General features: G+C 71.6%; 28 protein-coding genes. 20 read left to right on the top strand and 8 right to left on the bottom strand.

Annotated elements, in window-relative coordinates:
- Positions 1 to 4 precede the first annotated feature (4 nt).
- The 7 genes from AB0H21_RS32550 (at position 5) to tsaD (ending at position 5,241) form a co-directional block, all read left to right on the top strand.
- Positions 5 to 1,087: an alpha/beta hydrolase gene (locus AB0H21_RS32550; protein WP_358524415.1), complete on the top strand. Its 1,083-nt coding sequence runs from the start codon at positions 5 to 7 to the stop codon at positions 1,085 to 1,087.
- Entirely contained in the window at positions 1,084 to 1,566 is a 483-nt protein-coding gene (tsaE, locus tag AB0H21_RS32545) for a tRNA (adenosine(37)-N6)-threonylcarbamoyltransferase complex ATPase subunit type 1 TsaE (RefSeq protein ID WP_358524413.1), read from the top strand. The genes AB0H21_RS32550 and tsaE overlap by 4 nt, the downstream gene beginning before the upstream one ends.
- A gap of 167 nt (positions 1,567 to 1,733) precedes the next feature.
- On the top strand, positions 1,734 to 2,372 hold the full coding sequence (locus AB0H21_RS32540) for a hypothetical protein (protein ID WP_358524410.1): 639 nt from the start codon (positions 1,734 to 1,736) through the stop codon (positions 2,370 to 2,372).
- Positions 2,373 to 2,394: 22 nt separating this feature from the next.
- The gene (locus AB0H21_RS32535) at positions 2,395 to 2,970 is read left to right on the top strand and encodes a class F sortase (protein ID WP_358524408.1); all 576 of its coding nucleotides are present in this window, start codon (positions 2,395 to 2,397) and stop codon (positions 2,968 to 2,970) included.
- Positions 2,971 to 3,021: 51 nt separating this feature from the next.
- Positions 3,022 to 3,720 (top strand): tRNA (adenosine(37)-N6)-threonylcarbamoyltransferase complex dimerization subunit type 1 TsaB, encoded by a 699-nt coding sequence (gene tsaB, locus AB0H21_RS32530; RefSeq protein ID WP_358524405.1) that lies wholly within the window; start codon positions 3,022 to 3,024, stop codon positions 3,718 to 3,720.
- Between the two features lie 44 nt (positions 3,721 to 3,764).
- Positions 3,765 to 4,217: a ribosomal protein S18-alanine N-acetyltransferase gene (gene rimI / locus AB0H21_RS32525; protein WP_358524595.1), complete on the top strand. Its 453-nt coding sequence runs from the start codon at positions 3,765 to 3,767 to the stop codon at positions 4,215 to 4,217.
- The gene (tsaD, locus tag AB0H21_RS32520) at positions 4,210 to 5,241 is read left to right on the top strand and encodes a tRNA (adenosine(37)-N6)-threonylcarbamoyltransferase complex transferase subunit TsaD (protein ID WP_358524403.1); all 1,032 of its coding nucleotides are present in this window, start codon (positions 4,210 to 4,212) and stop codon (positions 5,239 to 5,241) included. Before rimI ends, tsaD begins: the two co-directional genes overlap by 8 nt.
- 161 nt (positions 5,242 to 5,402) lie before the next feature.
- Here tsaD and AB0H21_RS32515 read toward each other — a convergent pair whose 3' ends face one another.
- Both AB0H21_RS32515 and AB0H21_RS32510 read right to left on the bottom strand, forming a co-directional pair.
- A complete protein-coding gene (locus AB0H21_RS32515; protein ID WP_358524401.1) occupies positions 5,403 to 6,917 on the bottom strand; it encodes a hypothetical protein in 1,515 nt (504 codons plus the stop codon).
- Positions 6,918 to 7,192: 275 nt separating this feature from the next.
- Positions 7,193 to 8,377 (bottom strand): class I SAM-dependent methyltransferase, encoded by a 1,185-nt coding sequence (locus AB0H21_RS32510; RefSeq protein WP_358524399.1) that lies wholly within the window; start codon positions 8,375 to 8,377, stop codon positions 7,193 to 7,195.
- A gap of 317 nt (positions 8,378 to 8,694) precedes the next feature.
- Here AB0H21_RS32510 and groES point away from each other — a divergent pair, with 317 nt between their 5' ends.
- The 4 genes from groES to AB0H21_RS32490 all read left to right on the top strand — a co-directional run bounded on the left by groES (position 8,695) and on the right by AB0H21_RS32490 (position 11,883).
- A complete protein-coding gene (gene groES / locus AB0H21_RS32505; protein WP_082776538.1) occupies positions 8,695 to 9,009 on the top strand; it encodes a co-chaperone GroES in 315 nt (104 codons plus the stop codon).
- A gap of 112 nt (positions 9,010 to 9,121) precedes the next feature.
- Positions 9,122 to 10,744, top strand: coding sequence for a chaperonin GroEL (groL, locus tag AB0H21_RS32500; protein ID WP_358524396.1), 1,623 nt, complete (start codon positions 9,122 to 9,124; stop codon positions 10,742 to 10,744).
- A 309-nt stretch (positions 10,745 to 11,053) separates the two neighbouring features.
- Positions 11,054 to 11,680 (top strand): sigma-70 family RNA polymerase sigma factor, encoded by a 627-nt coding sequence (locus tag AB0H21_RS32495; RefSeq protein WP_358524592.1) that lies wholly within the window; start codon positions 11,054 to 11,056, stop codon positions 11,678 to 11,680.
- Complete coding sequence (locus tag AB0H21_RS32490) at positions 11,677 to 11,883, top strand: hypothetical protein (RefSeq protein ID WP_358524393.1); 207 nt, start codon at positions 11,677 to 11,679, stop codon at positions 11,881 to 11,883. The genes AB0H21_RS32495 and AB0H21_RS32490 overlap by 4 nt, the downstream gene beginning before the upstream one ends.
- On the opposite strand, the gene AB0H21_RS32485 is transcribed toward AB0H21_RS32490, so the two are convergent.
- Complete coding sequence (locus AB0H21_RS32485; protein ID WP_358524390.1) at positions 11,844 to 12,221, bottom strand: DUF5319 domain-containing protein; 378 nt, start codon at positions 12,219 to 12,221, stop codon at positions 11,844 to 11,846. The two genes, AB0H21_RS32490 and AB0H21_RS32485, sit on opposite strands and share 40 nt — an antisense overlap.
- A 229-nt stretch (positions 12,222 to 12,450) precedes the next feature.
- Here AB0H21_RS32485 and guaB point away from each other — a divergent pair, with 229 nt between their 5' ends.
- Positions 12,451 to 13,929 carry an IMP dehydrogenase gene (guaB, locus tag AB0H21_RS32480; RefSeq protein ID WP_358524388.1) on the top strand — a complete coding sequence of 493 codons (1,479 nt, stop codon included), beginning with the start codon at positions 12,451 to 12,453 and terminating at the stop codon, positions 13,927 to 13,929.
- Positions 13,930 to 14,044: 115 nt separating this feature from the next.
- Entirely contained in the window at positions 14,045 to 15,163 is a 1,119-nt protein-coding gene (locus AB0H21_RS32475; RefSeq protein WP_358524386.1) for a GuaB3 family IMP dehydrogenase-related protein, read from the top strand.
- Positions 15,164 to 15,245: 82 nt separating this feature from the next.
- Here AB0H21_RS32475 and nagA read toward each other — a convergent pair whose 3' ends face one another.
- Complete coding sequence (nagA, locus tag AB0H21_RS32470; RefSeq protein WP_358524384.1) at positions 15,246 to 16,373, bottom strand: N-acetylglucosamine-6-phosphate deacetylase; 1,128 nt, start codon at positions 16,371 to 16,373, stop codon at positions 15,246 to 15,248.
- A gap of 299 nt (positions 16,374 to 16,672) precedes the next feature.
- Between nagA and AB0H21_RS32465 the strand changes: the two genes are divergently transcribed.
- Positions 16,673 to 17,443 carry a DeoR/GlpR family DNA-binding transcription regulator gene (locus AB0H21_RS32465; RefSeq protein ID WP_358524381.1) on the top strand — a complete coding sequence of 257 codons (771 nt, stop codon included), beginning with the start codon at positions 16,673 to 16,675 and terminating at the stop codon, positions 17,441 to 17,443.
- 31 nt (positions 17,444 to 17,474) lie between these two features.
- On the opposite strand, the gene AB0H21_RS32460 is transcribed toward AB0H21_RS32465, so the two are convergent.
- Positions 17,475 to 17,639, bottom strand: coding sequence for a hypothetical protein (locus AB0H21_RS32460; protein ID WP_358524378.1), 165 nt, complete (start codon positions 17,637 to 17,639; stop codon positions 17,475 to 17,477).
- Between the two features lie 383 nt (positions 17,640 to 18,022).
- Between AB0H21_RS32460 and AB0H21_RS32455 the strand changes: the two genes are divergently transcribed.
- From AB0H21_RS32455 to AB0H21_RS32430, 6 genes are all read left to right on the top strand, one after another.
- Complete coding sequence (locus AB0H21_RS32455) at positions 18,023 to 18,154, top strand: hypothetical protein (protein ID WP_358524376.1); 132 nt, start codon at positions 18,023 to 18,025, stop codon at positions 18,152 to 18,154.
- Positions 18,155 to 18,295: 141 nt separating this feature from the next.
- Complete coding sequence (locus AB0H21_RS32450) at positions 18,296 to 19,453, top strand: hypothetical protein (protein WP_358524373.1); 1,158 nt, start codon at positions 18,296 to 18,298, stop codon at positions 19,451 to 19,453.
- A complete protein-coding gene (locus tag AB0H21_RS32445; protein WP_358524370.1) occupies positions 19,450 to 20,250 on the top strand; it encodes a phytanoyl-CoA dioxygenase family protein in 801 nt (266 codons plus the stop codon). The genes AB0H21_RS32450 and AB0H21_RS32445 overlap by 4 nt, the downstream gene beginning before the upstream one ends.
- Positions 20,247 to 21,533: an MFS transporter gene (locus AB0H21_RS32440; RefSeq protein ID WP_358524367.1), complete on the top strand. Its 1,287-nt coding sequence runs from the start codon at positions 20,247 to 20,249 to the stop codon at positions 21,531 to 21,533. Before AB0H21_RS32445 ends, AB0H21_RS32440 begins: the two co-directional genes overlap by 4 nt.
- Entirely contained in the window at positions 21,530 to 22,321 is a 792-nt protein-coding gene (locus AB0H21_RS32435; RefSeq protein WP_358524364.1) for a methyltransferase, read from the top strand. The genes AB0H21_RS32440 and AB0H21_RS32435 overlap by 4 nt, the downstream gene beginning before the upstream one ends.
- 2 nt (positions 22,322 to 22,323) lie before the next feature.
- On the top strand, positions 22,324 to 22,611 hold the full coding sequence (locus tag AB0H21_RS32430) for a hypothetical protein (protein WP_358524362.1): 288 nt from the start codon (positions 22,324 to 22,326) through the stop codon (positions 22,609 to 22,611).
- Between the two features lie 14 nt (positions 22,612 to 22,625).
- Here the strand turns inward: AB0H21_RS32430 and AB0H21_RS32425 are convergent, their stop codons facing one another.
- The 3 genes from AB0H21_RS32425 to AB0H21_RS32415 form a co-directional block, all read right to left on the bottom strand.
- A complete protein-coding gene (locus AB0H21_RS32425) occupies positions 22,626 to 23,627 on the bottom strand; it encodes a LuxR C-terminal-related transcriptional regulator (protein WP_358524360.1) in 1,002 nt (333 codons plus the stop codon).
- A 153-nt stretch (positions 23,628 to 23,780) separates the two neighbouring features.
- Positions 23,781 to 25,094, bottom strand: coding sequence for a pitrilysin family protein (locus AB0H21_RS32420; protein ID WP_358524357.1), 1,314 nt, complete (start codon positions 25,092 to 25,094; stop codon positions 23,781 to 23,783).
- On the bottom strand, positions 25,091 to 26,407 hold the full coding sequence (locus AB0H21_RS32415; protein WP_358524355.1) for a pitrilysin family protein: 1,317 nt from the start codon (positions 26,405 to 26,407) through the stop codon (positions 25,091 to 25,093). Before AB0H21_RS32415 ends, AB0H21_RS32420 begins: the two co-directional genes overlap by 4 nt.
- Positions 26,408 to 26,677: the final 270 nt, after the last annotated feature.

Genomic DNA, 26,677 nt, shown 5'->3' with positions numbered 1-26,677 from the left:
CGGGATGCCCACACGCCGCAGGGTCGGCATCGCGGGGGCGATCGTCGGAACCGCGTCGGCGGGCGTGGCGGCCGCCGCCCTCGCCAAAAGGTACGCCGTGGGGCGCATCCGCCTCAGGCCCGACCTGGAGGCGAGTGAGCCCTTCGGTGAGCTGCGCGGCCGTCCGGTCATGGTCGAGACCTCCGACGGGGTCGAGCTGTACGCCGAGGTCGACGGGCCCGAGGACGCGCCGCTGACGGTCGTCCTCTGCCACGGCTACACGCTCAACCTCGACTCCTGGCACTACCAGCGCCGTGACCTGCGCCGCACCCACCGCGTGGTGCTCTGGGACCAGCGCTGCCACGGCCGCTCCACCCGCACCCCCGCCGAGGACTGCACGATCGACCGCCTGGGCGCCGACCTCGCCGAGGTCCTCAAGACGCTGGTCCCGGGGCCGTGCGTGCTCGTGGGCCACTCCATGGGCGGCATGACGGTGATGGCCCTGGCCGACAGCCACCCCGAGCTGTTCGGCGACAAGGTGCGCGGCGTCGCGCTGATCTCCACCTCCGCGGGCAAGCTCGCCGAGATCACCCTCGGGCTCCCCGCCCTGTTCTCCAAGGCCGTCCACTGGGCGGCGGCGCCCGCCGTCTCCCTGCTGGGCCGCCGCGCCGCGCTGATCGACAAGGGCAGGCAGGCGGGCAACGACGTGTCCTTCCTGGCGCTGCGCTACCTCGCGTTCGGCGATCCGTCCTCGATCAGCCCGACGGTGGTCGACTTCGCCGAGTCGATGATCCGCTCCACGCCCACCGACGTCATCGCCGACTTCTACCCGGCCCTGATGTCCCACGACAAGCTGGCCGCGCTCGGCGTGCTCGACAAGGTGCCCACCGAGATCATCGTGGGCGCGGGCGACTGGCTGACGCCACCGGACCACAGCAGGGCGATCAGCGCGGGCCTGCCCGGCGCCCGGCTGACCGTCATCGACGGCGCCTCCCACCTGGTGCTCCTGGAGAGGCCCGACGCCGTGAACCAGTCCCTCACCGAGCTGATCAAGCGCGCCGAGGACGCGGGCGGCCGTTCCGCGGGGGAGGGGAAGGAGGCCGTATGAGCCTTTCACGGCACGTGCCCACGACCGAAGACATGCGCGCCCTGGGTGAGGAGCTCGCCCGGCTGCTCCGCCCCGGCGACCTGATGGTGCTGTCGGGGCCGCTCGGCGCCGGCAAGACCACCCTCGTGCAGGGCCTCGCCGAGGGCCTGAAGGTCCGCGGCCCGATCACCTCGCCGACGTTCGTGATCGCCCGGGTCCATCCCCCGCTGGCCGACGGCCCCGCGCTGGTCCACGCCGACGCCTACCGCATCGGCGGCGCGCTGGAGGTCGACGACCTGGACCTGGACGCCTCCCTGGAGGACTCGGTGACCGTCGTCGAGTGGGGTGAGGGCCTGGTCGAAGGGCTGGCGGACGACCGGCTGGAGGTGTCGATCCGGCGCGGCGAGACCGGCGAGGAGCGGTTCGTCGAGGTCCGGGGGGTCGGGGCGCGGTGGAACGATGCCGGCGCCTCCCCGGATGGCCCGCGTCCGCCGATCTAGACCGGTAATCTTGCCTGTATTGACGCACTCCTGAGATGTTGCGGATCATCGGTAATGAAGATCGAGCCGATGGATTGGCCTGTCATTTCTGGGTATGCAGGTTAGGTAAAGCCCAGGTGCGGTCGTATCGGGCGGGGTCGGATCGTACGGCGAAGTGGAGTGCGACGGTGCACAGGGTCGGGCGGGTCGCGGTGTCGGGTGCATTCCTTCTCTTAGGCGGCGTCGCGTGCACCGCCGAAGCCCAGACCGGCGCGAGTTCGGCGCCGAGTCCAACGGTCAGCAGGCAGGACATTCGCGTCCAGCTCGTCCCGGACAAGGTGCGGAGCGGGGCCTCGCGGTCGGTCCGCGTCCTGGCGTTCTGCCCGGTGCCCCAGGGCGGCACCGACTACCGCGCGACGGCGCGGTCCAACTCCTTCACCGGCGTCGTCACCCTCACCCAGCCCCCGCCGTCCACCCCCGCCGCGTCGTCCACCCCGGTCACCTCGGCGCCGTCGCCCGAGGTGCACGGCTTCGCGCTCGTCGACGAGGACGCCCGGCCCGGCAGCTACCAGGTCGACGTCAAGTGCGACGGCACCAACGACACCGGCAGGACCACGCTCACCCTCACCGCCCGCGCGGAGCCCAAGCCCACCCGGACGCGCGTCGTGCCCAGCCACGCGCCCCGGGCCGGAGGCGGCGGCACGGCGGCGGGCGCCGCGTCCGTGGACGAGCCGTCCGGCATCCCGACGGCCGTGACCGTCGTGGCGCTGCTCGCGGCCCTCGGCGGCGGCGTCGCCCTGGCACGGCACAACTCCAGGTCGCGCTGACCCCCGAACACGCCTCCCGCCGATGGCCGACACCCCCAAGTGGTTGAAGATCCTGGTGACGGGCTTCGTCGTGGGCACGGTGATGTACGCCCTCACCGGCGGGCCCCGTAAGGAGGCCGAGGCGCCCCGCGTCACGGCCGCCGTCCCGAAACGACTCGACATCCCCTCGCTCGGCCTGAAGGCCCCGCTGATGAAGCTCGGGCTCGCCGACGACGGGGAGGTCGAGCTGCCGCCGTTCGAGAAGCCCTCGACGGCGGGCTGGTTCGACCAGAGCGTCGTCCCCGGCGACGAGGGGCCCTCGGTGATCATCGGCCACGTCGACACCAAGACCGCCCCCGCCGTCTTCTACCACCTCCGCGAGGTCAAGAAGGGCGCCGTCATCAAGGTCCTGCGCAGCGACGGCAAGACCGCCCAGTACCGCGTCGAGTCGGTGGAACAGATCTCCAAGGACCGCTTCCCGTCCGAACGCGTCTACGTGGACGACGGCCTCCGCCTGGTCACCTGCGGCGGCGTCTTCGACCGCAAGACCCACGAATACCTGGACAATGTGATCGTCTACGCGGCGCTGGTGGGGCCCGTCTCCGATCCGCGGGTGTGAGAGCGACCGAGCCGCCCAGGCGGGGTCCGGTAGCCACTACGCTTGAGGTTTGTGCTGGTCTTGGCTTTCGATACTGCGACTCCCGCCGTCACCGCCGCGCTTCACGACGGCGAGCGTGTGCTGGCCGAGGTCACGACGGTTGACGCTCGGCGGCACGGTGAGCTGCTGATTCCGTCCGTGCGCGAGGTGCTGCGGGAGGCGGGGGCGGCGCTCGCGGACGTCACGGCGATCGTGGCCGGGTCGGGACCGGGGCCGTACACCGGGTTGCGGGTCGGGCTGATGACCGCCCAGGCCCTGGCGACCACGACGGGCGTCACGGCGTACGGCCTGTGCTCGCTGGACGTCCTCGCCTACGCGAGCGGGCTGTCCGAGCCGTTCCTCGTCGCGACGGACGCGCGGCGAAAAGAAGTGTTCTGGGCCAAGTACGCGGACATGCGCACGCGGGTCTCGGGGCCGTCCGTGGACCGCCCCGCCGACGTGCCCGGCGGCCTGCCCCTGGTCGGCGCGGGCGCGCGCCTGCACGCGGACGTGCTCGGCGAGGCGCGTCTGGTGGCGGGCGCTCCCGAGTATCCGAGCGCCGGGGCCCTGGCCGCGCTGGCCGCCGAACGCCTGACGCTCACGGCCGGCGGCCACGCCGATCAGGTCTCCGGGCCCGCCCCCCACGACGCCGTGCTGACCCTGCCGCACCCGATCTACCTGCGCCGTCCGGACGCCCACGTGCCTGGCCCGCCGAAGAAGGTCACGGCGTGAGCCCGGCGGAGGGCCGCAGCCTGAGCGCGGCGACGCTGCGGCAGATGACCGAGGCCGACCTGCCCGCCGTCCTCGCCATCGAGCGCTCGACGTTCCCGCTGGACGCGTGGAGCGAGGGCATGCTGCGGGGCGAGCTGGCCGACCAGCCGCGCAGCCGCCACTACATCGTGGCCGTGGCCGGCGACGAGATCGTCGGGTACGCGGGCCTCGCGGCGGCGGCCGACCAGGCGGACGTGCAGACGATCGCGGTGCTCGCGAGCCGCCAGCGGTCCGGCATCGGCAGCGCGATGCTGACCGAGCTTCTCGCCGAGGCCGCGCGCCGGGGCGTGACGGCGGTGTTCCTGGAGGTCCGCGCGGACAATCCGCCCGCGCAGGCGATGTACAAGCGCTTCGGGTTCGAGCGCATCGGCCTGCGCCGTAACTACTACGACGACGGAACCGACGCGATCATGATGATGAGGTCGCTGAACGGCCAGGGGGATGATCGAGATGGCTGACGAGCCCTTGGTGCTGGGCATCGAGACCTCGTGCGACGAGACGGGGGTCGGCATCGTGCGCGGGCAGACCCTGCTCGCCAACGCCGTCGCCTCCAGCGTGGAGGAGCACGCCCGGTTCGGCGGCGTCGTACCCGAGGTGGCCTCGCGCGCCCACCTGGAGGCGATGACGCCGACGGTCGAGCGCGCCCTCGAACAGGCGGGCGTGCGCTTCTCCGACATCGACGCCGTGGCCGTGACGGCGGGCCCCGGGCTCGCGGGCGCGCTGCTGGTGGGCGTCGCCGCCGCCAAGGCGTACGCGATGGGCCTCGGGGTGCCGCTGTACGGAGTGAACCACCTCGCCGCCCACGTCGCCGTGGACCAGCTCGAACACGGCCCGCTTCCCAAGCCGTCGATCGCGCTGCTGGTCTCGGGAGGCCACTCCTCGCTGCTGCTCGTGCCCGACGTCGCCAAGGACGTGATCTCGCTCGGCTCGACGGTGGACGACGCCGCGGGCGAGGCGTTCGACAAGGTCGCCCGGGTGCTCGGCCTGCCCTTCCCGGGCGGGCCTCACATCGACCGCGCCGCCGCGCGGGGGTCGGGGGCGGCGGTCGCCTTCCCGAGGGGCAAGTACGACGACGGCACGCTGGACTTCTCGTTCTCCGGCCTGAAGACCGCGGTCGCCCGCTGGGTCGAGGCCAAGGAGCGCGCGGGGGAGGCCGTGCCGGTCGCGGACGTCGCCGCGTCCTTCCAGGAGGCCGTCGTGGACGTGCTGACCCGCAAGGCGCTGCAGGCGTGTCAGCGGTACGACGTGAAGGACCTGCTGATCGGCGGCGGCGTCGCGGCCAACTCACGGCTGCGGGCGCTGGCGCAGGAGCGGTGCGACGCCGCCGGGGTGCGGCTGCGCGTGCCGCGCCCGGGGCTGTGCACGGACAACGGCGCGATGATCGCCGCGCTCGGCTCCGAGCTGGTCGCCGCGGGCATCGGCCCCTCGCCCCTGGACATCCCGGCCGACTCCTCACTGCCGATCACCACCGTCCACATGTGATCGTGTTGTGTCTATTGCGCGCTTCGCTCTGATCCTGTTCGGGGCGCGGCGGTGTTCTGGAGTCCTCGGGCGCGAGAGTGGGGGACGATCCCTTGCGTGCGAGGGCGGAAGAACGCCGCCTAAGGGGCGCTCCGAACCGCCGTGCCGGAGGCGCGGCAGCATCAGTCCTTGACGGGGCGGGCCGGCCGCAGCAGGGCTTCCGCGAGGGCGAGCATCGTCTCCTCCAGGGCGCCGAGCCTGCGGGTGAGGTCGGTGCGGGCGGGCTGGACGACCTCGTCCACGGTCTTCGAGAGCTGGTCGCGGTCGGGGCGGGCCCGCACCAGCTCGATCAGCTCCCCCAGCGGGGGCAGGGACGCGACGGTCTCGGCGAGCTTCTCGTCGATGCGGTCGAACCGCCTGCCCTGGTCGTCGCCCTTGGCGTCGAGGAGCTCGCCGACGCGCTTGTGCACCTCGCCGACCTCCAGCAGCGCGGGGAGCCGGCCGACGCGCTGGTTGACGGCCTCCACGCGGTCGTCGACCATCTCCAGTCGCTCGTTGACGTCCTCGAAGTTCGCGTCGATCGTGCCGAAACGCTCGTCGTGGCGCGACAGGGCGCCGTCGATGCCGGTGAACCGCTGATCGAACGCGGTGAGGCGGCCGTCCACGTCGGTGAGCCGCCGGTCGAGGCCGGTCAGCCCGGTGCCGACGCCGGTGAGCCGCTCGCCCAGGTCGTCCAGCACGGCGAGGCGGGCGCCCTCGGCCTCGACGCGCTCGTCCAGGCCGCGCAGCCGGGCGTCCACCGTGTCGAAGCGGCCGCGCACGGCGCCCAGGTGGCTGTCGACGTCGTCGAAGCGCCCGGGGAGGGCCGCGAGCGAGCCGTCCATGCCGGCCAGGTGGGTCTCGACGCCGGCCACGCGCCCGTCCACCGCGTCGAGGCGCTCGCTCAGGCGCGTCTCGGCGGCCTCCAGCCTGGTGCTCACGCCGTCCAGCTTGCCGGCCAGCCGCTCGACGGTGCTCGTGAGGCGGTCGATCGCCGAGGGCAGGGTCTCCTCCAGGCCCTCGGTGAGGTCGAGGACGCCGCCCTCCAGCCGCTCGGTGCGCTGGGCGAGGTCGGTCAGCGCCTTGTCCAGGCGGGTGAACCGGCCGCCCGCGGCCTCCATGCTGGAGGCGAGCCGGTCCAGGCGGCGCCCGAACTCGCCGAGGCGCTCGGGGATCGCCTGGCCCCCGTCCAGCACGGCCTGGAGGCGCTTGAGGGCCTCGGCGACGCCTTCGCGGACCGTGGCGAGGTCGGTCCACAGGCCGGACAGGTCGGCGATCGGCTTGACGCGGTCGCTGACGACCTCGATGCGGTCGCCGAGCCCGGCGAGGCGGTTGCCCACGCCGTCCACCCGGTCGCGCACGGCCTCGACATGCTGGGCCAGGCCCTCGGCCCACACGGGCGGCCGGGTGGTGAGCTCGCCGAGCCGCCCGCTGACCCCCTCCAGCGCGCCGCTGAGGCCGCCGAGCTCGCGCTCGCGGACCTCGCGAAGGAGCCACTCCATGCCTTCGAGCCGTTGCCGGATCTCGTCGAGAACGGCCCCCTGGGTGCGCTGTTCGTAGACGTGGTCCTGGGCCGCCCGGGCGAGGAGCTCGCGCATCCTGTCGGAGATGGCGGTCTGGTCGCCCGCCTGGAGGAGGGTGTGGTTGGAGTGATCCACCGGAAGCTCCTTCACTCGCGGGCGCTCGGCCGCACGGCGGTGGGGTCGGTCCCTGGTCGTCGTGGCACGACGAATTGGTCGACGTTCTTGACGAAAGAGGCGGGTCGGCGATCGATCGGGCCAAAATCCCGCGCTGGCCAACTGTAGTGGCTCGGCGGAAGACTTTCGGGGCCGACTTTAAAACTTCGTGATTATGGCGGGTTCGGCGGGATATGAGCCATTGGCGCAGGTCAGCGCGGTGGTACGTGAATATCGCGCACGTCCGGCGGTCGAGTTCACGCGGGCCGGCAGATGAAAGCGAAAGGACGCGCGCCGATGCGGGTCAGGGCGACGACGCACGATTTATCGCCAGAAAGACGGAGATCTTTTCGTAGGCGCTCCAGGTCCAGCGCGGAGCCGCGCTTCTTCAGCGTCACCGTGCCGATCTCGCGCTCGCGCAGCGCCGCGCGCAGGCGCTTCAGCGAGAAGGGCAGCGTCTCCAGCACCTCGTACCGCGCCGCCCACGGCGTGCTCACGGGGGCGTCGCCGGTGATGTAGGCGATCTGCGGGTCGATCAGGTGGCCGTCCACCAGGGCGGCGACCTCGGCCACCAGGTGCGCGCGGATCGCGGCGCCGTCCGGTTCGTACAGGTATCGCGCCACGGGGCCGTGCCCGGCGGGCCCGAGCGAGGGGTCGGCGGTGAGCGTCTCGCCGGACGGCAGCATCGTCGCCCTGCTGCCGGGGCCGCCGCCGGGGCGCGCGGCGAGGTCGCCGGTCCACAGGACGGCCTCCTTGACCTCGCCCCGGTAGGACACCCACTCGGCCTCGGCGCCCTCGGGGATCAGCTCGTACGGGATGCCGGGCGCGACCTTCAGGCAGGCCGCGCGCGCCCGCGCCACGAGGCCGAGCACGACCGGCCAGGGCGGGGAGTAGGCCATCGGGTCGAAGACGCGCCTGCCGGTCGAGCGGCGCGCGGGGTCGGCGAACAGCACGTCGTAGGCTTCGGGCTCGATCTCGGACGCCTCGCCCACGCGGACGGTGACGCGGCCGGCGAGGCCCAGCGCGGCGGCGTTGGCCCGGGCGACCTCCACGGTGAGCGGGTCCAGGTCCACGGCGTCCACCTGGCAGCCGGCGCGGGCCAGGGCGATCAGGTCGCCGCCGATGCCGCAGCAGGCGTCCGCCACCCGCGTGCCCGGCGCGAACCGGCGGGCGCGGTGGGCGGCGACCTCCGCGCGGGTCGCCTGCTCCAGGCCGTCGGGGGTGAAGTACATGCGCGCGGCGTCCTCGCCGAACTTCACGGCACCGCGCGCCCGTAGCCGCGCCTGCGTGAGCGCGGCGCCGGTGAGGGGCGCGTCGTAGCTCTTCCTGAGCCGGCTCGCGGCCGGCAGCGGATCGGCGTCCCCCGCGACCGCAGCCACGGCCTCACCGAGCGCCTCCTGTCCACGCGGCGTCAGCAACTCACGGAAGGCCTCAAGCTCCATGCCTCCCGACGCTAGCGTCCGCGGGACGGCTCCGGCGGCGGCGGGCGGCCCGATCACTGCCGACTGGGCACTAGCCTTCGGTCAATACGGACATTCGGGGCGAGTCGTATGGTGTGTTCGCGCGGGGGAGAAAGCGTTCTGAGCTGGGACGGCCTGTCCGTGTTGACTGCGTCGGCGGGCTTGCATACTGTTCAGTGTTGGCACTCGCCCATTGAGAGTGCCAAGACGAAAATGCGACGAGGCAGGTCTGACACCCGCGACGGCAGGCCGCTGGTCGCCTCTTCAGCTCATCACCACAAATCTGAAGGGGAGGTCCGATCGTGACGACCGCCACCAAGGTTCCCGTTAAGCCGCTCGGCGACCGCATCGTGGTTCAGCCGCTTGAGGCCGAGCAGACGACCGCTTCCGGTCTGGTCATCCCGGACACCGCCAAGGAGAAGCCGCAAGAGGGCAAGGTCCTCGCGGTGGGCCCCGGCAACTGGGACGAGGACGGCGAGAAGCGCATTCCGCTCGACGTCAAGGAAGGGGACGTCGTCCTCTACAGCAAGTACGGCGGTACCGAGGTCAAGTACGGCGGCGAGGAGTACCTCGTGCTCTCCGCCCGTGACGTTCTCGCGATCATCGAGAAGTAAAGCCCGGAACGCGCCGGCGACTAGCCAGTCCGGAGCCTTACAAAATACGCGTGTCATGCCCCGGGGTCCTGTCACTGAGGCCCCGGGGCCTCTGACGCTGAGAGGACCTTAAATGCCCAAGATCCTGGAGTTCGACGAGGACGCGCGGCGCGCTCTCGAGCGTGGTGTGAACGCCCTCGCGGACGCGGTCAAGGTGACCCTCGGGCCGCGCGGCCGTAACGTCGTCATCGACAAGAAGTTCGGCGCCCCCACGATCACGAACGACGGCGTGACGATCGCCCGTGAGGTCGAGCTCGACAAGCCTTACGAGAACCTCGGCGCCCAGCTCGCCAAGGAAGTGGCGACCAAGACCAACGACGTCGCGGGTGACGGCACCACCACCGCCACCGTCCTGGCCCAGGCCATGGTGCGCGAGGGCCTGCGCAACGTCGCCGCCGGCGCCTCCCCGCTGTCGCTGAAGCGCGGCATCGACCTGGCCGCCCGCGCCGTCAGCGACCGCCTCCTCGAGCGCTCCCGCCCGGTCGAGGACAAGAAGGAGATCGCCAACGTCGCCACGATCTCCGCGCAGGACGCCAAGATCGGCGAGCTCATCGCCGAGGCCTTCGACAAGGTCGGCAAGGACGGTGTGATCACCGTCGAAGAGTCCAACACCATGGGCCTGGAGCTGGAGTTCACCGAAGGTCTCCAGTTCGACAAGGGCTACCTGTCGCCCTACATGGTGACGGACCCCGAGCGCATGGAGGCCGTGCTCGAGGACGCCTACGTGCTGCTGACCAGCGGCAAGATCGCCTCGATCGCCGAGTTCCTGCCGCTGCTGGAGAAGGTCGCCCAGACCAAGAAGCCGCTGTTCGTGGTCGCCGAGGACGTCGAGGGCGAGGCCCTTGCCGTCCTGGTCACCAACAAGATCCGCGGCACGTTCACCTCCGTCGCGGTCAAGGCCCCCGGCTTCGGCGACCGCCGCAAGGCCATGCTGCAGGACATCGCGATCCTCACCGGCGGCCAGGTGGTCTCCGAGGAGCTCGGCCTCAAGCTGGACAACGTCGGCACCGAGGTGCTCGGCACCGCCCGCCGCATCGTGGTCACCAAGGACAACTCGACCATCGTCGACGGCGCCGGCGACCCGCAGGCGATCGCCGACCGCGTCCGCGAGATCCAGTACGCCATCGAGCAGACCGACTCCGACTGGGACCGCGAGAAGCTCCAGGAGCGCCTCGCCAAGCTGTCCGGGGGCATCTGCATCCTCCGCGTCGGCGCGGCCACCGAGGTCGAGCTCAAGGAGAAGAAGCACCGTCTCGAGGACGCGATCTCCGCGACCCGCGCCGCGATCGAGGAGGGCATCGTCTCCGGCGGTGGCTCCGCGCTCGTGCACCTGTCCAAGGACCTCGACGACCTCGGCCTGACCGGGGACGAGGCCACCGGCGTCACCATCGTCCGCCGGGCGCTCGTCGAGCCCGCCCGCTGGATCGCCGAGAACGCCGGCCAGGAGGGCTACGTCGTCACCTCGAAGATCAGCGAGCTGCCGGTCGGCCACGGCCTCAACGCCGCGACCGGCGAGTACGGCGACCTGGTCGCCCAGGGCGTCATCGACCCGGTGAAGGTCACCCGCTCGGCCGTGCAGAACGCCGCGTCCATCGCCGGCATGCTGCTCACGACCGAGGCCCTCGTGGTCGACAAGCCCGAGGAGGAGTCCCCGGCCGCCGCCGGCCAGGGTCACGGCCACGGTCACGGCCACTGAGCCTGGGCCCCGCCCCGGTACGGCTCCGAGCACGGCCCGCGTCCCCACGGACGCGGGCCGTGCTTTTTGTTGAATCGATTTTCGCGGTCGCGGATTTGACGCCGGGGTAAACCGATCGGCGGCCCCGGGCGTCAGTCGAGCCCCCCGGCGAGCAGGTGAGACATCTGGCGAATATCCCGCGAATTCGGTGGCACGCGTGAAATGCGCAAACGCGACTGTGTGCGATTGATTACCCTGCGTTATCGTCGCGTCAATGTGACCAATCCGTATCCGTTCACCATGACGACATGCGCGATCGTGGCGGGCATCATGCCTAACGTGACCGAGGGATGCGTCGCCGACGCCAAGACTGGGGTAAGGCTTGCGACGAGATCGGACGAGTCCGACCTCAGGGAACTGACGAGCCTTGCCGTCCAGGGGGATCGCACCGCGATCGAATCATTGCTGGGGCAGTTGCGCCCGATGGTGGTGCGCTATTGCCGTGCTCGATTGGGCCGGGTGTCCGGTCATTACCACATAGCCGACGACGTGGCCCAGGAGGTCTGCATCGCGGTGCTGGCGGCCCTGCCGCGCTACCGCGACATGGGCCGCCCGTTCGCCTCCTTCGTCTTCGGCATCGCCTCCCACAAGGTCGCGGACGCCCTGCGCAGCTCGGTCCGCTCGGCCGTGCCGACGCAGGACCTTCCGGACGGGCCGGACCAGGGGCCGGGGCCGGAGGAGACCGTCGTCCGGTACATCGAGGCGGCGCACGCCCGGGAGCTGCTCTCGCGCCTTCCCGAGAACCAGCGCGAACTGATCATTTTGCGTGTGGTCTCGGGACTGTCGGCCGAGGAGACGGGTAACGTACTCGGTATGTCACCAGGTGCGGTTCGGGTCGCCCAGCATCGGGCACTGGCAAGGCTTCGGGCGATGGCCGAGATGGAGTCGATAGCTTGACCGCTGTCCATCCGGCGCGTTCGCTCCGAAAACGCGGGGCCGAGACCGACCCCCAGGTGCTCAGGACGGACGCGATCATCGACGCGCTCGCGCGGCGCGAGGCGCCCGGCGAGCAGGAGGATGCCGTGGTGAGCCTGCTGCGCGCCCTCACCGAGGACGTCGATCAGCGGCTCTCTTCGGTGTCGATCACCCCGTCGACGTAACCCCGGGCGTACTCCCAGGTGACGTAGTCGGAGGGGTCGGGCTCGAACGCGGGCTCGTGCACCTGCGGGCGCCCGTGGTCGATCATCTGCCGCAGGTTGCCGCGCAGCAGATCCCAGTCGAAGTAATGCTGCTCGCCGCACTCCGGGCAGTCGAGCACCAGCCCGAGCACGCCCTGCGGCTCCAGCAGGGAGCGGAAGACCTCCACGTCGGCGAGGTCGGTGAGCGCCTCGTCGCGCTCGGCCGACGTCAGGGGCTCGGAGTCGTCGAGCTCGCCCAGCGCCGCGGCGGGGTCGTTCGGGTCGTCCGCGAAGGGATCGCGGGGGACTTCTTCCAGCACGCATTCCACCTTATGACCCCCACCTACCCTGATGAGGGCAAGTGGTGGTGAACCAGTAAACCGACCTACCCTGTCGTGGGCCGCCCGTGGGCGATCGGTGACCGAGCGGTCGCCGTCAGGTTATCCACAGGTCCGCAGTGGCTGTGACCAGCGGGACACTAAACTGGCTGCGGGGGCGGGCGCCTGACCCCATCAGTATCTTCAGCGCGCCATGGCAGGAGGGTCGTAGATGGCCAAGTTCACCGAACCCGGGCTCACGTTCGACGACGTGCTCCTGGTGCCCGCGTATTCCGACCTGCAGCCGGGTGAGGCCGACACCACCACCCGCCTGTCCAGGTCGATCACCTTGCGCATCCCGCTGGTGTCCGCCGCGATGGACACCGTCACCGAGGCGCGCATGGCCGTGGCGATGGCGCGGCAGGGCGGGCTCGGCGTGCTCCACCGCAACCTGTCCATCGCCGACCAGGCCCAGCAGGCCGACCTGGTCAAGCGTTCCGAGGCCGGCATGGTCACCAACCCCGTGACCTGCGCGCCCGGCGACACCCTCGCCGACGTCGAGGCCCTGTGCGCCGAGTACCGCATCTCCGGCGTCCCGGTCACCGACGAGCACGGCGTCCTCGTGGGCATCGTGACCAACCGCGACATGCGCTTCGAGAGCGACCTCAAGCGCCCGGTCCACGAGGTCATGACCTCAATGCCCCTGGTCACGGCACCGGTCGGCGTGTCCCGCGACGAGGCTTTCCGCCTGCTGCGCCACAACAAGGTGGAGAAGCTCCCGATCGTCGACCCGGACGGCAGGCTGCGCGGCCTCATCACCGTCAAAGACTTCACCAAGAGCGAGCAATATCCTCTCGCGACCAAGGACGCCGACGGCCGCCTGGTCGTCGGGGCGGCCGTCGGGGTCGCGGGCGACGCCGAGCACCGCGCGATGGCCCTGGTCGAGGCGGGTGTGGACGTCATCGTCGTCGACACCGCCCACGGTCACTCGCGCGGCGTGTGCGACATGATCGCCAAGATCAAGGCGAACGGCCGGGTCGACGTCATCGGCGGCAACGTCGCCACGCGGGCGGGCGCGCAGGCGCTGATCGACGCGGGCGCCGACGCCGTCAAGGTCGGGGTGGGCCCCGGCTCCATCTGCACCACCCGCGTCGTGGCGGGCGTCGGCGCGCCCCAGGTCACCGCGATCCACGAGGCGTCCCTGGCCTGTGGCCCGGCCGGCGTGCCGGTGATCGGCGACGGCGGCCTCCAGTACTCCGGCGACATCGCCAAGGCCCTCGCCGCCGGCGCCAACACCGTGATGCTGGGCTCGCTGCTGGCCGGGTGCGAGGAGTCGCCCGGCGAGCTGATCTTCATCAACGGCAAGCAGTTCAAGTCCTACCGGGGCATGGGCTCGCTCGGCGCGGTGCGCAACCGCGAGCGCGGCGGCTCCTTCAGCAAGGACCGCTACGCCCAGGAGGCCGTCTCCGGCGACGACAAGTTCATCCCCGAGGGCATCGAGGGCCAGGTCCCCTACCGGGGCCCGGTCGCGGCCGTCGCCCACCAGCTCGTCGGCGGCCTGCGTCAGGGCATGTGGTACACCGGCGCCCGCACCATCGAAGAGCTCCACGAGAACGCCATGCTCATGCCGATCACGGCGGCCGGCCTCACAGAGAGCCACCCCCACGACATCCAGATGACCGTGGAGGCGCCCAACTACCACAGGCGCTGACTCCCGCCCGCCCGGAGCCCGCACGGCGGGGGGGCGGCGCGGGCCGGCAGGCGTCGGTCGGGGCATAGTCACCACGAGTACACCGGTTTTCCAGACGACGGGAACGACGAAAAGCATGACTCAGGTAGAAATCGGGCGCGGCAAGAGCGGGCGCCGGGGCTACGCCCTGGACGAGATCGGCATCGTGCCCTCGCGGCGCACCCGCGACCCCGAGGAGGTCTCGATCTCCTGGCAGATCGACGCCTACCGCTTCGACCTGCCCGTCGTGGTGAGCCCGATGGACAGCGTGGTCTCGCCGAAGACGGCCATCGAGATCGGGCGGCTCGGCGGGCTCGCCGTGCTCGACCTGGAAGGGCTCTGGACCCGCTACGAGGACCCCTCGTCGCTGCTGTCGGAGGTCGCCGAGCTGCGCGGTGAGGCCGCGACCAAGCGCCTCCAGGAGATCTACGCCGCGCCGATCAGCGACGAGCTCATCGGCCGCCGCATCGAAGAGATCAGGTCCGCCGGCGTGACCGCCGCCGCGCGGCTGTCGCCGCAGCGCACCGCGCAGCACTACAAGGCCGTGATCGACGCCGGGGCCGACATCTTCGTCATCCGCGGCACCACGGTCTCGGCCGAGCACGTCTCCGGCCGGGCCGAGCCGTTGAACCTCAAGCAGTTCATCTACGAGCTGGACGTCCCGGTGATCGTCGGCGGCTGCGCCACCTACACCGCCGCCCTCCACCTCATGCGCACCGGCGCCGCGGGCGTGCTCGTGGGCTTCGGCGGTGGCTCGGGCCACACCACCCGGACGGTGCTGGGCGTGGCCGTCCCGATGGCCACCGCGATCGGCGACGTCGCCGCCGCCCGCCGCGACTACCTCGACGAGTCGGGCGGCCGGTACGTCCACGTCATCGCCGACGGCGGCATGACCAGCTCCGGCGACATCGCCAAGGCGATCGCCTGCGGGTCCGACGCGGTGATGGTCGGCTCGCCGCTCGCCCGGGCGGCGGAGGCCCCGGGCCGGGGTCACCACTGGGGGTCGGAGGCCCACCACGGCGAGCTGCCGCGCGGCGCCCGCGTGGAGGTCGGCACCATCGGCACGATGGCGCAGATCCTGCACGGCCCGTCCAGCGTCGCCGACGGCTCGATGAACCTGATGGGCGCCCTGCGCCGCACGATGGCCACGGCCGGCTACTCCGACCTGAAGGAGTTCCAGCGCGTCGAGGTCGTCGTCGCCCCGCACACCCACTGACGACGAAGGCCGTCTCGCCGCCCGTGCCTTGGGCACGCCCGGAGTGGACCGGACGTCCGCTCCGGGCGCGCCGGCGGGCCGGTCAGGTCAGCCAGGTGCCTTGGCGCATCACGGAGTGGACGGTCAGGTCGTCGTTGAGGACGACCAGGTCGGCGTCCTTGCCCACGGCGATCGAGCCGACGCGGTCGTCCACGCCGAGGACGCGCGCCGGGGTCAGGGACGCCATGACGGATGCCTCGGCGAGCGGCAGCCCGACCTGTTCGACGGTGCGCCGGAAGGCGACGTCCATGGTCAGCGTGCTGCCCGCGATGGCCCCGCCCTCCACCAGCCGCGCGGTGCCGCCGGAGACCTCGACCTCCATGGAGCCGAGCCGGTAGACGCCGTCGCCCATGCCGGTGGCCCCCATCGCGTCGGTGATGAGCGCGGTGCGGGCGGTGCCCGCGACGCCGTGCGCGAGACCGACCATGGCCGGGTGCACGTGGACCCCGTCGTTGATCAGCTCGACCGTGACGCGCTCGTCCTGGAGCAGCGCCGCCATCGGCCCGGGGTCGCGGTGGTGCAGCGGCGGCAGCGCGTTGTAGAGGTGGGTGGCGACGGTGCAGCCGGCGTCGATGGCCTCGCGGGCCTGGTCGTAGGTCGAGTCGCTGTGCCCCAGCGCGGCGATCACGCCCTCGGACACGGCCGCGCGGACGGTGTCGAGCCCGCGGGGAAGCTCGGGGGCGATGGTGAGCATGCGCACGTGGCCGCGCCCGGCCTTGAGCAGGTCCGCCAGCTCCGCCGTGGAGGGGTCGCGCAGCAGCGCGGGGTCGTGCGCGCCGCACCGGGACCGCGCGATGTAGGGCCCCTCGAAGTGGATGCCGGCCAGCAGCCCGTCGTCGCACAGGTCGGCCAGGGCGGCGGTCGCGCGGGCGAGGTCGGACGGCGCGGCGGTCACCAGGCTGGCCATGATGGTCGTGGTGCCGTGCCGGGCGTGGAAGGCGGCGATGCGCCGCGCCTCCTCCTGGTCGCCCGAGGGGAAGGAGCCCCCGGCCCCGCCGTGGGAGTGGATGTCGACGAAGCCGGGGACGACGTGCCGCCCGGCGAGGCTGTGCCCGTCGCGGGGGGCCTGCCCTCGCCCGATGTGGGTGAAGCGGCCGTCCTCGATGGTGATCCAGCCCTCGTGCACGCCGCCGGGAGTGACGACGCGGGCGTCGGCGAGTGTGATGCTCATGAGGACAGGATCACAGATCGGGTGAGGTGCAGTGGCTGGTCGGGGTCCATTCCGCGGGCGTGCGCGCGGGCCACGGCGACCCGCTCGCCGGGACGCGGCAGGGGGACGGCCGGCGCGAGCTCGGCGGCGCGGCTCCAACGGGCTGAGAGGCGATCTCGGACTCGGTGTGCCCTGCCATGGGGCCTCCTCGAAGCCGGGTTCTGCACTTTGTATAGCACTAATGAGCATGATTGTGCAGTGCCAGACCGAGGATCCACCGGCGCGTCAGTGACGGCGTTCTTGTGCCACGCTTTGGAGTCATGAGCCGGTATGAACGCTGGAACGCCCTTCTGGAGCTTCTCGCTCAGCAGGGGCGGCTGACGGTCGAGGAGGCCGCCGAGACGCTCGACGTGTCCACGGCGACGATCCGGCGCGACTTCGACGAGCTGGCCCAGCAGCAGATGCTCATGCGCACCCGCGGCGGCGCCGTCGCGCAGAGCGTCAGCTACGACCTCCCGCTGCGCTACAAGACGGCCCGGCACGCCGGGGAGAAACAGCGCATCGCCGAGGCGGCGGCCGAGATGGTGGCGCCCGGCGCCGTCGTCGGCCTGAACGGCGGCACCACGACCTCCGAGGTCGCGCGGACGCTGGCCGCGCGCGCCGACCCCGGCGCGCGGCTCACCGTGGTGACCAACGCCCTGAACATCGCGGCCGAGCTGACCGTGCGGCAGAACGTCAAGCTCGTCGTGACAGGCGGGGTGGCGAGGCCGCAGTCGTACGAGCTGATCGGCCCGCTGTCGTCGGGGGTGCTGGAGCAGGTGACGCTGGACATCGCGTTCCTCGGCGTCGACGCCATCGACGCCGAGGCCGGCGCCTTCGCCCATCACGAGGGCGAGGCCAGCGTGAACAACCTGCTGATCGGCCGGGCGGCGCGCGTCGTGGCCGTCACCGACGCCTCCAAGATCGGACGCCGCGCCTTCGCCCGCATCTGCGGCATCGACCGCATCCATACGCTGATCACGGACTCGGGGCTGTCGGACGCCGCGGCGGGCGCCTTCACCGAGGCCGGCGTCCAGGTGCTGAGGGTCTGAACCGGCCTGAACCGGCCTGACCGAGTCTCGATCAGAAGGGCAGCGTGGCGACCGGGTCGTCGCCGGCGTTCTGGCAGTTGCCGCACCCGGTGCTGGCACCGCACGTGTCGCCGAGGGTCTCTTTGCTGTAGGCGCCGTTCTTGGTCGCGGAGCCGAATTCGGGCTTGGCCGTCGTCGCGCAAATGCACACGTACATTTCGGGCTTCTCCTAATCCCAGCTGAAGCCGTTTGAAAGGGTCGTCCCGGGGTTCACGCCGTCGTGACCCCGGCCCGTGGCCGCCGCGGGCACGAGGATGAGCGCCGAACTCCACGGATTCGCCATTCCCGTCAGCCGAAGCATTTCCGCCTCCGTTTCGATGTGTCCCTGCTGAGATGATTTCTACCGTCCATCGGGGCCGGGGTCACCACCGCGGGGCTGGCATGAGGCTGCCGGGACAACAACAGTCCACAGTCGGGACGGGCTGGCCGGTATCGGCCGCCGCCGGAGCTGACAGCATTTCACCACTTTCGGCCGGCGCCCCGGCGGCGAAACATCGTGGTTGTCGGCAAGGTGCCGGCGAACTCCACGAAGGAGACCACATGTCTGCCAAGGACGAGCTCGAGAAGCTGATCGGTGCCATGGCCGCCGTCGAGCCGGAGGCGACCGAGTCGGACGAGGACGAGAACGGCAACCTCGGCTGGACCATTTCCTACACGACCTACCGGGCCTGACCGCCGCCCTGGTAAATCCATCCACCGCCTCGGCCGTTCCCGGGGGAACGGCCGAGGCGGTGGGGGCCTCATCGCAGGAACCGCTGGAACCGCAGGAACCGTAGGAACCGTAGGAACCGTTAAAAAAGGCTGGATTCAGAAATGACGTTTTCATTTCCCGACGAAAGTGTCTTCCAAGGGGTCAAGGTCCTCCTCGACGACTACGTGATGGCGTCCGACAGCGACCGGTTCGTCATCGCCTACACGCCCGACAGCCGTGAACCGGCCGCCTGGGTGGCGCTGGCCCTGCGGCAGCGCGGGTTCGCCCCCGAGATCCTGGCGATGCGCCCGCTGGTGGACCCCACGTTCGGCGCGCGGCTGGACGAGGTCCTGCCCGACCCGGCCACCCTGCCCGGCCGCCTGGTGGTGCTCACGATGGAACGCGACACCATGTCGCACTTCAACGTCTTCGCGCCCCTGCTCAGCCGGTACGGCCACGACCGCATCATGGTCACGAGGCTCATCAGCGCCTCGACCGAGTTCTTCACCAAGGCGCTCAACGTCACGCCGACCGAGCTGTCGGCGCTCAACGCCTCCCTGCTGCACCGGATCAAGCCGGCCAAGAAGATCCGGGTGAAGAGCGACGGCGGCACCGACCTCACGATCGAGATCGACTCCGACCGCTACCAGTGGGTCAGCAACCGGGGTGTGTGGCGTCCGGGTGGCTTCACCATCCTGCCCGCGGGCGAGATCGCGACGTATCCCGCCAAGGTGGACGGCATCTTCGTCGCCGACGGCGCGTACAACGCCAACGTCATCACCTCGCTCCCGGCGAGGCTCGCCGACCACCCGGTGTGGATCGAGGTCGAGAACAGCAAGGCCCTCAGTCTGACCTGCGCCGACCCCGCTCTGGAGGAGATGTTCCAGCTCTGCCTGGACAGCCCGCACGGACGCAACGTCGGGGAGCTCGGGCTCGGCACCAACTTCGGCATCGACGAGTTCATCCCCGCGAACTCCCACATCAACGAGCGGCGCTGCGGCGTCCACCTGGGCTTCGGCCAGCACAACCAGAGCCTGGCGCGGGTCCCCTACGTCGCCGACGTGCACCTGGACCTGATCACCAACGGCGCGCTGGTGTGGGTGGACGACGACCCCGAGCCGATCGACCTGAACCGTGTGGTGCCCACCGACGTCCCCCACCCGGTGGACGCGCTCGACGAGGACATCACCGGCGACTGCTGCGGCCTCGGCTTCGGGCAGCTCGAGACCCTGGCCTGCCGGGTCGACAGGGCCGGGTCAAGCGGTAGGACGCGGCCATGACCATCGAGGAGGCGTTCGCCGACCGCGGCTACGTCGTCATCAGAGGCGTCCTGGACGCCGGGGAGGTCGAGCGCGCCCGCAAGGTCTGCGCCGACAACCTCACCGGGACCGGCGAGGCGGAGATGATGACCTCCGATTTCCTCGCCACCCCCGAGCTGGCCGAGATCCCGCTGCGCGAGCGGATCGTCTCCGTCGCCCGGCGGCTGCTCGGCGAGCACCCCGTCCTCTACCCGAACTGCACGGCGCGGCAGAACGTGTACGTCCCGTGGCATGTCGACTCGACCTTCGTGGGGCCGGGTCACGAGTACGTCTGGGAGCCGGGCTTCACGCACGTGCAGGCGGGGCTCTATCTGCAGGACAACGACCCGGAGACCGGCGGCGCGATCGACGTGATCCGCGGCTCTCACCTGATGTCCTTCGACGGGTACGGCCGGACGCGCCCGGAGTACGAGGTCCCCGCGCGGACCCTCGCCGCGAGCTCGCTGCGGGAGACCGTGGACATGCGGGCGGGCGACGTGGTGATGTGGCACGGCCGCCTCATGCACGCGAGCACCGTGGCACGGCGGGAACAGGAGCGGCCGAAGTTCGGGGTCTTCTTCAGCTACGGCAGGAACGACCTCGGCGACAACCACCGCTTCATGTCCCAGTTCGGGCACGGCAAGGTGCGCACCGTGGACGGCGTCTCGCGGGTGATCCCCCGCCTGGACGAGATCTCACGGCTGCGCTACCCCGCCGACTTCCCGGCCTGGTTCGTCTCGGCCGCCGATGGGGCGGGCGTGGTGGTGAGCACGCCATGACCATGGAGATCGCCGGAACGGCCAGGGAGACGCGCTTCCCCGACCGTGGCTTCATCGCCTACTGGTCGGCGCTGGGCGTCTCCCAGCTCGGATCGGCGGTCAGCATGGTGGCCGTCCCGCTGATCGGCGTGGTCACCCTCGGGGCCACGCCGGGCCAGATGACCTGGCTCGCCTTCATGGAACTGGCCCCCTGCCTGCTGGTCAGGCTGCCCGCGGCCGCCTGGTCGGACTCGTTGCGCGACAGGGTTCCCTACATGATCGCCTGCAACGCCGTCCAGGCCGCCGTGATGGCGCTGATCCCGGTGCTGTGGTGGGCCGGGGTGCTGAGCCTGGCCACGCTGCTGCCCCTCGCGGGCCTCGCCTCGCTCGCGCTCGGCGTCTACTCGTCGCTGTCCAGTCCGCTGCTGGTGCAGATCGTGCCGGCCGAGCACCTCGTCGACGCCAACGGCAAGACGAGCGCGACGAGAAGCGTCGCCGACATCAGCGGTCCCGCGATCGGCTCCGCGCTGATGTCGGTGGTGGCGCTGCCGCTGGTCGTGCTCATCGACGCGGCGTCCTTCGTGGCCTCCGCCCTGCTGCTGACCCGCGTCAGGCCGGTCCCCGCGCGGGAGGGCGGCGCACCCCCGGGGGAGGCGGGCACCGGACGGGGACGCGCCACCCGCGGCGCCGTGCGGGACGTGTGCACCCTCGGCGTCGCGCTCGTCAGGCGATCGGGGATGCGGGCCGGCTGCGCCGTGGCGTTCGTCAACGGGATCATGCAGCCGGTCCTCGTCCTGTTCATGGTCCACGACCTGCGGCTCGCCCCGTCGGCCATCGGGCTCCTGCTCGGGCTCGGCGCGTTCGGCGGGATCACCGGCGGCCTCACCGTGGGAAGGATCATCGGACGCCGGGGCGGGGGGCGCACCCTGGCCATCGGCACGGTGATCAGCCTGTGCGCTCCGGCCCTGCTGCCGTTCGGCGGCCCGGGCGTCACCGGCGCGGCGACGGTGGTGGCGTTCGAGCTGTGCGGGAGCTTCGGCGGCACGCTGATGATCGCCACGATCTTCGGCGCGTTGCAGGCCGCCGCCGGGGAGGGAAGCGTGGCCAAGGTCATGGCGCTGGCGGGCACCCTGCTGCAGGTGGCGACGCTGTGCGGCGTCTTCGTGGGCGGGCTGCTCGGCACGTTCGCGGGACCGCGCGGCGCCGTCGCGACGGGCGCCGCGCTGCTGCTGGTGACCCTCGTTCCTCAACTCGTCCGCTGGTCCGCGGCGCGCTGGACCATCGACCCCATGGAGATCCGGTGACGTACGACAATTCGTGGATGTCCAACTCCGCGGCGCTCGTGGAGGCGTACGCCCAGCACAACGACGGGGTGCTCGGCATGCTGCGCCAGCGCCTGCTGGCCCGCGCCCTGGAGGCGCACATGGCTCCGTGGCCGCAGCGGGTCATCGACGTCGGCGGCGGCGCCGGGTACCAGGCGATCGAGCTGGCCAGGGCCGGTCACGACGTCGTCCTCCTCGATCCCGACCCGGCGATGCTGCGGGCGGCCGAGGAGCGGCTCGCCGCCGAGGACGCGGGCGTGCGCGGCCGGGTGCGGACCGTGCTCGGGTACGGGGAGGACGCGCCGTCGCTGGTCGGCGAGGGCGGATTCGACGTGGTGTGCTGTCACGGCATCCTGATGTACCTGCCGGAGCCGGCCGGTCTGCTGCGCGTCCTCACCCGGCTGGCCGCTCCGGGCGGCCTGCTGTCGGTGCTGGCCATCAACCGCGAGGCCATCGCCATGCGCCCGGCCATGCGGGGCCGCTGGGCCGACGCGCTGGCCGGCCTGGAGAGCGGCGTCGAGGAGGGCGGGCACAACCTGGCCCACCGCGCGGACCTCGTCGAGGAGGTCTCGGGGATCCTCGCGGACGCCGGAGCGCCCGCGATCACCTGGTACGGCCTGCGCCTGTTCTCCGACCATCTGGGCGACGTGCCGCCCGGACCGGATTTCGACGATCTCTGCGAGCTGGAGTGGCGGGCCGGCGCGCGCGATCCCTACCGCCGGCTCGGCCGGCTCTTCCACGTCTTGGCACGGCGATCACGCACGATGTAGCCATGTACCTCGTCGCCATCAAGATCCGCACGCCCGGTTGGCAGGTCGCCCTCGGCATCCTGCACCGGGCGCTTGGTGATGGCGCGACGGTGGCGGACGGTCTTGAGCACGTCCACCTTTTGGTGGACGAGGACGGCCACGTCGTCTTCTGCCTCTATCTGCGCGCCTCCTCGCCCGAGGAGGCGGCGGCGCACGCCGAGCAGCTCTGCCGCAGGACGATGGCGGCGCTGTCGCCCGCGTCCAAGGAGTGGGCGGTGCTGTCGACCAGGACGATGCCCGGCACGGGGTGACCCGCGGGGCCGGCTCAGCCGAGATCCTCGGGATCGATCCAGCCCTTGGCCACGGCCCGCGCCCCCGCCTGGAACCGGCTCTGGGCGTTCAGCCTGGTCAGCAGGGTGGAGGCGACGCGCCTCGCCGTACGGACCGAGACGCCCATGCGCCGGGCGATCATCTCGTCGGTGTGCCCCTCGCCCAGCAGCCGCAGCACCTGCTTCTCCTGCGGCGACAGGCCCTCGTCGTCGCGGCGCCGGGTCACGCCGAGCGGCACCGAGGTCTTCCACACCGAGTTGAACAGGGCGACCAGGCCCGTGAGCACGCCGCGGTTGGAGACCTCCACGGCGAGGGCGGCGCTGTTCTCGGTGTCGACGGGGACCAGGGCCAGTTTGCGATCGACGATCAGCATGCGCAGGGGGAGCGTCGGCACGGTGCGCACCTCGCTGCCGAGCCCGGCGAGCCACTGGGCGTACTCGAAGGTGGGCTGGTCGTTGCGGACGCTGTCCAGGTAGATCGTCCGCAGCCGTACGCCCCGCTCGATCGCGTCGGCGTCCAGCTCGCGGCTCGCCGTGAGGCTGGCCTCCGACTGGGCGCCGCCGGGGATGAACGAGCACGCCTCCCACTCGCACGTGGCCGCCAGCTCGCGCAGGCGTTCCCGGATCTCGTCGATGCCCTCGACGCGCTCGACCCCGTCCTCGGACATCCGGGAACGGGTGTCGGACTGCTGGGCCAGCAGCGCGGTGAACGCCACGCGCGTCTCTTCGATCTCCTGCCGGCGGCGGGCGACCTCCGCCTCCTTACGGGCCAGCAGCGCCGAGAGGCCGACCTTGGGGTTGACGGGCCGGGGCGTCTCGGTGCCGGACGCCGGGGTGCGCAGCAGGGCCATCCTGGCCAGGTCGTCCAGGGCGGCGCGTACCTGATCTTCGTCGACCGCCAGTGTCCGGGTGAGGTCGCTGACGCCCGCGTCGGGGAACCGCAGCATCGCCAGGTACACGGACTCGGTCAGGCTGTTGAGTCCCAGTGCCTCGAACATGGATCCCCCACCAACTCGGCCTAACGGGAATCTATGGGGCCCCTACACCATCACTCAAGATGGAGACATGACCACTACTCATATGTAACGGAAAATGGATATGTCGGGACTCTGTGTTTGACATCGCTGGTCAGAGCGCCGTCACCTCACCGGTCAGCGTGCCGCCACCTCGACGTCGGTGACCGTGGCGAGGGCCCCCGCGAACCGGGCGGCGTCGCCGAGCACGACCGCCGACGCCCGGGCCGGCCCCATGTACGCCTGAGCCGCCCGATGCAGGTCCTCGGGCGTCGCCGACGCCAGCCGCTCGGCGTGCGCGGCGAGATAGTCGAGCCGGAGGCCGAACCCGGCCAGCGCCCCGGTCAGACCCGCCAGGCCCGCCTGGGTCGCCATGCTCAGCTGCAACGCCCCCAGCGCGTACCGCCTGGCCTGCCCGACCTCGGCCGCGCTCGGCGGAAGCGCGACGATCCTGCCGAGCTCGTAGAACGTCTCCACCAGCGCCGGAACGGTCACCTCGGTCGCGACGTCGGCCGACAGCATCAGGATCGACCCCGCCCGCGAATGGTCGATCATCGACGTCGGCGTGTAGGAGTACCCCTTGTCCTCACGGATGTTCTCCGTCCACCGAGAGCAGAAGTAGCCGCCGAAGACGAGGTTGGCGAGCTGGAGGGGCGCGTTGTCCAGGTGCTCGCGGCCCGGCGAGGGCAGCGCGATCCGGATCGTCGACTGCACCGCGCCCGGCCGGTCGACCAGAAGCAGCGGACCCGGCCGCACCGGAGGCGCGGGCGGCGTCGAAGCGGCGGTTCCCTCCCCGGCCCAGTCGCCGAGCCGCCGCGCCGCCAGCTCGACGGCGGCGTCGGGATCGATGTCGCCGACCAGCACCAGGCCGGCGCCCCGTGGGCTCATGCGCGTCCTGTGCAGCTCTCTGACCCGCTCGGGCACCACCGCCCGCACACTGGCCGCGCAGGGGATCTCCACCCCGTACGGGTGGTCGCCGTAGACGCGCTTCAGCAGCTCGGCCTTGGCGATCGAGCCCGGCTGGCTCAGCGCGACCTGGACGCGGCCGGCGAGGCGCTCGCGCTCGACGGCGACCTCGCGATCGGGATGGACGGCGTGGCGCAGGGCCTGCGCGAGCAGTTCGAGCAGCCGGTCCAGGCCGGACGCCAGCGCGCTTCCGGTGACCAGCCACCGGTCGGGGTCGGCCTTGGCGCTCAGCGCGCCACCGATGGCCTGCGTCTCGACGGCGATCTCTGCGGCCGACATGCCGGGGACGCCGGTGAACAGCGTCTGCGCCAGCAACGCGTCGGCGGCCAGGTCGGTCGTGGAGGCCGGCACCGACAGCCTCAGCTCCACCAGCGGCACCGAACGCCGCGCGACGGCCGTCACGGTGAGCCCGTTGGGCAGGACCATCTCGGTACGCGGCGGGAGGGCGAACCGCCACCCCGGCTCGATGTGGGGCAGGGTCCTCACCGGGCACCTCCGGGAACGATCTCGGCCGAGGCCCTGCGGTCCGGGCGCATTCGGGTGGCGGCGGCGCTGACCTGCTCCTCGGTGACGGTGGCGATCAGCGCGGGCAGTTCGTTGATCAGGGCGGGGTCGCCGCGTTGCAGCTCCAGGACGGCCATCTGCACCGCGCGGCCGATCATCGGGTCGGTCGCCCGCAGCAGCAGGGCGGCCATCCGCGCCTGGACGCGGGCGAGCTCGGCGGGGACGAGCCCCTCACGGGCGATCCGGTCCAGCTCCTCGTCGACGGCATCGAGCACCGGCCCGGCGGCGCCGCCGCGCGGCAGATTGGCCTGGAGGAGCAGCGCTGTGGGGTCGCGCACGTCGAAGGGCTTGCCCATGAAGCCCATGTAGCCGCCGACGCTGGTGGCCGTGCGGTCCCTGAGGATGAGCCGGTCGACCAGGCGGGAGGCGACGCCGTCCGTCAGGACCTCGGCCAGCACCACGTACGGCAGGTATCCGGCCAGATCGGCGACCGGGTCGGGCACCCGCCACGCGGCGGCGATCATCGGCGCGGGCGCGGCCGGGTCCACGTACGCCCGGTGACGCGGGGCGGTGAGGTCCGGCTCCGCGAACGACCGCGCGGGCGGCGCGGGGCGCGCGGGCACATCCCCGAAGTGGCGTTCGACCAGCAGCCGCGCCCGGTCCACGTCGAAGTCCCCGGCCACGCTGACCACGGCGTTGCCGCAGGCGTAGTACTTGTCGAAGAAGTCGGCCGCCTCCTCCACGCCGGCCGCCTCCAGGTCCTCGAACGAGCCGTACCCGTCGTGCGCGTTCGCGAACGTGTCGAACATCACGGGCGGCAGCCGCAGCCAGGGGAAGCCGCCGTAGGGCCGGTTGAGGATGTTGACCCTGATCTCCTCCTTGACCACGTCGATCTGGTTGCGGAGGTTCTCGGGGGTGAACAGGGGCCCGCGCATGCGGTCGGCCTCCAGGAACAGCGTGCGCTCCAGGGCGTTGCCCGGCACCGTCTCGAAGTACTCGGTGTAGTCGAGGTGCGTGGAGCCGTTGAACGTGCCGCCGGCGCCCTGGACGTGGCGGAAGTGCGCGAGCTTCTCCAGGTTGGCCGACCCCTGGAACATCAGGTGCTCGAAGAGATGGGCGAACCCCGTGCGGCCCTCGGGCTCGGACCGGATGCCCACGTCGTAGACGACCGTGACGCCGGCCACCGTGGCGCCGGGTTCGGGGCTCAGCACCACCCGCAGCCCGTTGCCGAGGGTGAACCGCTCGACCTGGTAGGTGCCACGCACGACGGCGTGGGCGTGCGAGACGACGCTCATGATGACGTCCCCGTGGTCATGGTGCCCCTCTCGGCCCGGGCGGACGGATCGACCTCCATCCAGCTTTCTCGAGGGGAGAGTCGGCAGGAAGTGGTCATTTCCTGCCGCCCTGACGCTCCGGCGGAACCGGCCAGGAGCGGGCCGCGACCGGCTCGCCGTTCGCCCCGGGCCGGCCGCCGGAGGCACCGCGATCCGGCGGGCGGGCCCAAAGATCTACCCGTCGTGCCATGTCGGCCGGGAGCCCCTGAGACCACGATGCGAGAGCAGGGC

Origin of the sequence: Sphaerisporangium sp. NPDC051011, from assembly GCF_040653595.1 — a bacterium.
Lineage (GTDB): Bacteria > Actinomycetota > Actinomycetes > Streptosporangiales > Streptosporangiaceae > Sphaerisporangium.
This window is presented reverse-complemented; position numbering and strand designations above follow the sequence as displayed.